Source organism: Methanomassiliicoccales archaeon, from assembly GCA_013415695.1.
Taxonomy (GTDB): Archaea; Thermoplasmatota; Thermoplasmata; order Methanomassiliicoccales; family JAAEEP01; genus JAAEEP01.
This window is the reverse complement of the sequence record JAAEEP010000036.1, coordinates 1-5927: the sequence shown is the minus strand read 5'-3', so window position 1 is coordinate 5927 and position 5927 is coordinate 1. Positions and strand designations below refer to the sequence as shown.

Here is a 5927-nt window from a genome sequence, read left to right as displayed (position 1 = left end):
CCGAGGGATTTCTCCCCCTAAACGCCCAATCAGTGCTCTACCCCATGATCAGCCTCCACTGAGATCTAGCTACGACTAGTTTCGAGAGGAACCAGCTATTTCCAGTCTAGATTGGCCTTTCACCCCTAGACCCAGGTCATCCGAGCGATTTGAACATCAGCACCGGTTCGGTCCTCCACCTCCCTTTCGAGAGGCTTCAACCTGCCCAGGCCTAGATCGACTGGCTTCGGGTATCCCACCAATGACTCCAGGCGAGCACACCTCGCCCCTCACTTGAAAAGTTGCGGGCGGTTGGTTTCCCTTCGACTCCGCGTCTACACGCTTAGTCTCGCCATTGATCAGAACTCCCTGGCCCGTTTTTCTAAACGGAAGATACGACGCTGGTCAGCAATTAAGCTTCGTTCCTTTCACGCCGTATCAGCTTATAACCGTCTGGTTTCAGGCTCTTTTTACCTCCCGTAAAGGGTACTTTTCAGCCTTCGCTCACGCTACTAATGCGCTATCGGTCTCAAGACGTATTTAGGGTTGGAAATGAATGTTTCCCTGCTTCACGCGCGATATCCAACGCACGCTACTCTGGATACCCGAAATCATCTTTTTGATTTACCCGTACGGGGCTATCACCCTCTTTGGCGTGGCATTCCAGCCAACTTCTGGTTTATCAACGAAGATGTGCTCGGATCCAACAACACCACATCTCCCACTCGTTTCCGAGGGGATTCAGTTTGCCCTTTGCCGCGTTCGATCGCCTTTACTAACGGCATCTCTATTGATTTCTTTTCCTGCGGGTACTAAGATGTTTCAATCCCCCGCGTTCCCGATCCATAAGGACCGCTCCTAAGAGCAGGAAGTCCCATTAGGTCATCGCCGGATCATAGGCTTCGTGCACCTACCCGGCGCTTATCGCAGCTTGACACGACCTTCATCGGCGCTTGAGCCGAGCCATCCCCCAGACGGCGTAGCGAGCCGCATTATGTCGGCTTAACAATCGTCCAGGTTGCGTATGATTGGTATCATAAAACGCCAGGATGCCTTCCTTGCTCCCAGCAGTTCTCGCCACTTCCCCGAAAAGGATCAACTTTCCGGGTGCACATAATCGTCAATCTCCAAGCGTGGCCAAACACAAGTTTTGGTCCCCGCGGGGCAACGCAATATTCGAAGGGATATAAATACGTTATCGTTGACGCGTCCCGTATTCTCCCCTCAGAGCATCGCAACGTCTACCTAGACTCGGGGGTGTATTTAAGCATTTCTAGATAGTCTGGGTTTCTTGTTCCTGAGGTGTTGCAGATGCCCCGCTCGAACTCCCTATTCTTCAAGGTGGTAACATGATATGTCATAGGCTCACGCGCCCGTCACCGGGAAGCCTGAACATCACCGGCAGATCGGTGAGGGTGCTGATCCTCAATATCTCTGGAGTGTACTTACCCAGTTGCTGTCTGTCAAGCCAGACGGGCGTGATCCCACTTTCTCTTGCCCCCCTGACATCCGCATCCATCATGTCACCGGTGTGCACGCATTTCTCAGGAGGAATATTCAGGCGTGTAAGTGCCTCCTGGAATATCAATGGATCTGGCTTCTCCACTCGCACTTCTTCCGATATGACGACCGTCTCGAAGTACTGCGCGAGGTCATGAATCTCCAGTGTTCGGTAGAGGCAGTGCTCGGCATTGGAAACGATCGCCATGACACATCCTGAATCCCTGAGCTTTTCCAGGGTGGGTTTGACGTCGTAGAAGGGGATCCAGCTCTTTGGGCTGCAAAATGCTCCTGAAATGCTCTCTGTCACCCCATCAATTTCTTCCAAGGGAAGTCCAGTTGAATTCAACAAGTTCTCAGTATATTCTTTCCAGTACTGCCATCTCTTCTCCTTCGAAAGGATGGTGAAGCCACCTATGTTCATCATGTGATCGTTCATCATGAAGGCAAGCTTCACCTTCCCCAGAGTGGTCTCCATCCCGTGAGTTTTCAGTATCTTCAGAAGGAGTTCCTCCCGGCTTGGGTTCAACCTCAGAAGGGTGTTTCCCGCGTCGAACAGGAAGCACTCCTTGATCGTCATATGGTCATGCATCATTCAATATCTCCTTTACCAGTTTAGGTATTTCTTGGGGCACGTTCGCTACCTTCACGCCGGCTTCTTCAAGTGCCCTGACTTTGCTTTTGGCAGTTCCTCTTCCCCGACTTATAATGGCCCCGGCGTGACCCATCCTCTTTCCAGGGGGAGCGGTCAAACCGGCTATGTACGCGCAAACAGGCTTGGTCAAATTCTTCATGATGAATTCCGCTGCTTCCTCCTCAGCCGTTCCCCCAATCTCCCCGATGAGAACGACCGCCGAAGTACCAGGGTCGTTCTGAAAGAGATCCAGCACGTCGATAAAGGAAGTTCCCACGATCGGATCTCCGCCTATGCCAATGCAGGTCGACTGACCTATCCCCGCTTCGGTAAGAGCGTTCACCACTTCGTAAGTGAGGGTACCGCTCCTCGACACAAGGCCGACCGTTCCCTCCTTGAATATCTGGTTTGGCATGATCCCCAGCTTGGCCTTTCCTGGAGACCCTAACCCAGGACAGTTGGGACCGACGATGCGGACCCCCTGGGACTTGGCTATCTGTATGATCTCAATACTGTCATGGACCGGGACATGTTCTGAGACGATCACCATCAGCTGAATGCCCGAGTCCATCGCTTCTTTCGCCGCACTCTTGACGAATCTAGCGGGGACGAACAGGATCGAGGTATCGGCACCAGTATCCCGGACGGCGTCAGTCATGCTCCCGAACACTTCAACTCCGTGCACTTTCTGACCAGCCTTTCCCGGGGTTACCCCCGCCACAACATTCGTGCCAAATTTGAGCATGGCTTCTGTATGGAACTGGCCCTGGTGCCCGGTGATTCCCTGCACCACAACCCTATTGCTCTCGTCGAGAAGAACTGACATCAGGAGGCCTCCAGTTCGCTTGCCTTCCTGCAGGCTCTGTCGAGGTCCTGCAGGGCGAAGATTCCATTTTCCTCGAGTATTCTCCTTGCTTCCGTCTCGTTCACCCCCTTTATCCTGGCAACCATGGGGTAACTAATATGCAGCGACTCCTTGGCCTGGACGATTCCCTTTGCCACGGTATCGCATTTGGTGATACCACCGAATATGTTGACGAGTATCACCTTTGGAGACGCATCCACCATCAATCTGAAGGCCTCCACTACCTGGGCAACGTCATCGGTGCCTCCCAGGTCCAGGAACACCCCCCCCTTTCCTCCGTAGAGGGAGAGAGTGTCGAGGGTGGACATGGTCAGACCGGCACCGTTGGCGATCACCCCTATCCCACCATCCAGCTGGACAAAGGCAATGCCCTTATCCCTCGCCCTCCTTTCCAAGGGCGTGAGATCCTCCTCCTCAATAGGAAGTTCGGGATGCCTGAACAGAGCATCATCATTGATTATGATCTTGGCATCTGATGCGACCATGTCGCCCTCCTTCCTTACGACCAGGGGATTGATCTCAACAAGCTCGCAGTCCTTATCCCAGAACAATCTCCACAGGGACTCCACCAGCCGGGCGACCTGTTCTTTCATTCCATTCAGTGCAAGGAATGAAGTGATCTCATTAACGATCCCATCGGTCTTGTCGTCGGGAACAAGATGCCACCTTCCAATGAGCTCATCCTTAACGCTCTCGATCTCGACACCGCCCTCCTTGCTGGCCAGAAGAAGGGGGAGACCCCTGCTTCTGTCGATAGCTATGCCCATGTAGAGCTCCCTGGCAATGTGAAGTCTTTCCTCGATGAGAACTCTCCTGACCTTGAATCCCCTGATATCCATCCCCAGAACGTTTCGCACCTCCTCACGCGCAGATTCAGCATCATTCGCGAAGCGTATGCCACCCGCCTTTCCCCTGCCGCCGATGAGTACCTGCGCCTTGATGACGGAGTCCCCGATATGGTCATCGACATCATTGGGGTTGTCCACAAGGTAACCACAGGGTGTGGGAATACCATATTCTCTGAACAGCTCCTTGGCCTGATGCTCTAGAAGCTTCATCCCTATTCCTCGCCCTTGATTTGACTACGTAATACATACCTCTATCGTTCAACCTGGGGCGGTTGAGGCGAACCTCAATTCATCATCGGTAGAAAACAGGAAAGGACTTATATATCTCCTCAAACTTCAGAATTCTGAAATGAACGTCCATCATCTCCCTGGAAGGGGGTTCGATTCGAACATCTTCCTGGTGACTGGAGAGGACCCCTTTCTGATCGACGCCGGTACGGGAGCAAACACCCAATCCGTTCTCGATTGGATCGAGAAGTTGATGGACAGCAAGAACATAGGACGCATCATCCTTACCCACAGGCACTATGACCATGTAGGGGGTGCCGCGAAGCTCGCAAGAGCTCTCGGTGCAACGGTCCTGATCCATGAATTGGACGCAGAACCGATCGCCAATGGAGACTCATGGGGAACCCAAGCCAGCATGTTCGGGGAAGCCATGGAGGCGGTAGAGGTGGAGTCTCTGAAGGAGGGGGACATCATCTCGACCGGTGAAAGGGACTTCCTTATTATGCATACCCCAGGTCACTCGGTGGGCAGCCTTTCCCTTTTCTGTGAAGGGGATGGAACGCTTATATCGGGTGATACGGTCTTTGTTGGCGGCGTGGGACGCTGGGACCTACCCACTGGGGATTACGATGATCTCATAGGATCGCTCATAAGACTGGGGCGGTTGGAGGTCAAGGATCTCTATCCCGGTCATGGTCCCTGCGCTAAGGGGAATGCACTGTGGCATCTCCGCGATGCACTCGGATGTCTAGGGGAGTCATAATGGAAACGATAAAGTGTGAGAGGCTTGAGTGCGCGAACAGCGATCTTCCCGAGTTCAAGATGGAGGAGATCTTAGAAGCCCTGAGAGCTGGGGAACTTGTAGTTTACCCCACCGAGACCGTTTATGGACTGGGAGCCAATGCTCTGAACGAGGGAGCGGTCAAGAAGGTTTACATGGTGAAGAAGAGGCCGTTCGACATGCCCTTGTCCGTAGCGGTAAGGGACCTCAACATGCTTGAGCAGATCGCCATTTTAGACGACAGGGAGCGTAAGCTAGTCAAGAAATTCATGCCGGGACCTTTGACCCTTCTTGTCACCAAGCGACCCGTCATTCCTGACATTCTCACCTCCGCCTCGATGGAGGTCGGGGTAAGGATACCCGACCAACCATTTGCCCTGAGACTGATCGAACAATTCGGTCCTCTTACTTCGACCAGCGCGAACATACACTCCAAACCCAACCCCCTCAGCACCACGGAGGTAATGCAGGAGCTGGGTGATGCTGTACGCTTCTACCTGGATTGCGGTGTTCCCAAACTGGGGAAACCATCTACCATAGTGCAGCTGAACAACGGCGGTCTGGAGGTAATCAGGAAAGGACCCATATCCCTAGAAGAGATCATGGCGGTTTTGAATGAATGATAATATGGTGGCGGCCCTGAGGAAGGCCGGCGCCATATCCTCCGAGGCTAGGGACATAGGATACGAACTCATTGACGAAGGCGTCAGCTACCTTGAGGTCGCCGAGGAGGTAGAGGAGATCATTAGGAACGGTGGAGGAGAACCAGCGTTTCCAGTCAACATCAGCGTAAACGAGATTGCGGCACATTACACGCCGAGCTCCACCGACGACAAGAGATTCGTAAACGGGGATGTGGTCAAGCTCGACGTGGGGGCACATGTGGAAGGTTACATCGGGGATACCGCCATCACCGTTGAGGTGGGTACAAGGAACTATCAGGATCTCATAGAGTCGTCAAAAAGGGCACTCGCTATCGCCCTTGAGATCATAGGGGAAGGCGTGACGGTGAGCACCCTGGGCGGTGCCATAGAGAGGAGCATCAAGGACGATGGATTTTTCCCAGTTGTGAATCTGACAGGCCATGGGATG

Annotated in this window: 6 protein-coding genes and 1 other annotated feature; of the genes, 3 read left to right on the top strand and 3 right to left on the bottom strand. The window is 53.3% G+C overall.

All coding sequences use genetic code 11. The features are described 5' to 3' along the window. Window positions 1-5: 5 nt before the first annotated feature. Window positions 6-956 (bottom strand) — a sequence feature (possible 23S ribosomal RNA but 16S or 23S rRNA prediction is too short). A gap of 380 nt (window positions 957-1336) precedes the next feature. The 3 genes from GKC03_10015 to GKC03_10005 are packed head-to-tail and all read right to left on the bottom strand — an operon-like array spanning window position 1337 to window position 4036. Continuing rightward, entirely contained in the window at window positions 1337-2074 is a 738-nt protein-coding gene (locus tag GKC03_10015) for an HAD-IA family hydrolase (GenBank protein NYT12861.1), read from the bottom strand. After that, window positions 2064-2939 carry a succinate--CoA ligase subunit alpha gene (gene sucD / locus GKC03_10010; protein ID NYT12860.1) on the bottom strand — a complete coding sequence of 292 codons (876 nt, stop codon included), beginning with the start codon at window positions 2937-2939 and terminating at the stop codon, window positions 2064-2066. Before sucD ends, GKC03_10015 begins: the two co-directional genes overlap by 11 nt. Continuing rightward, window positions 2939-4036, bottom strand: a complete 1098-nt coding sequence (locus GKC03_10005; protein ID NYT12859.1) for an ADP-forming succinate--CoA ligase subunit beta — start codon at window positions 4034-4036, stop codon at window positions 2939-2941. The genes sucD and GKC03_10005 overlap by 1 nt, the downstream gene beginning before the upstream one ends. 139 nt (window positions 4037-4175) lie before the next feature. On the opposite strand from GKC03_10005, the gene GKC03_10000 reads away from it, so the two are divergent. The 3 genes from GKC03_10000 to GKC03_09990 all read left to right on the top strand — a co-directional run. After that, window positions 4176-4817, top strand: coding sequence for an MBL fold metallo-hydrolase (locus tag GKC03_10000; GenBank protein ID NYT12858.1), 642 nt, complete (start codon window positions 4176-4178; stop codon window positions 4815-4817). Further along, window positions 4817-5458, top strand: a complete 642-nt coding sequence (locus tag GKC03_09995; GenBank protein NYT12857.1) for a threonylcarbamoyl-AMP synthase — start codon at window positions 4817-4819, stop codon at window positions 5456-5458. Before GKC03_10000 ends, GKC03_09995 begins: the two co-directional genes overlap by 1 nt. Further along, on the top strand, window positions 5451-5927 hold a 477-nt coding region (locus tag GKC03_09990; GenBank protein NYT12856.1), incomplete at its 3' end, for a M24 family metallopeptidase. The genes GKC03_09995 and GKC03_09990, both read left to right, overlap by 8 nt.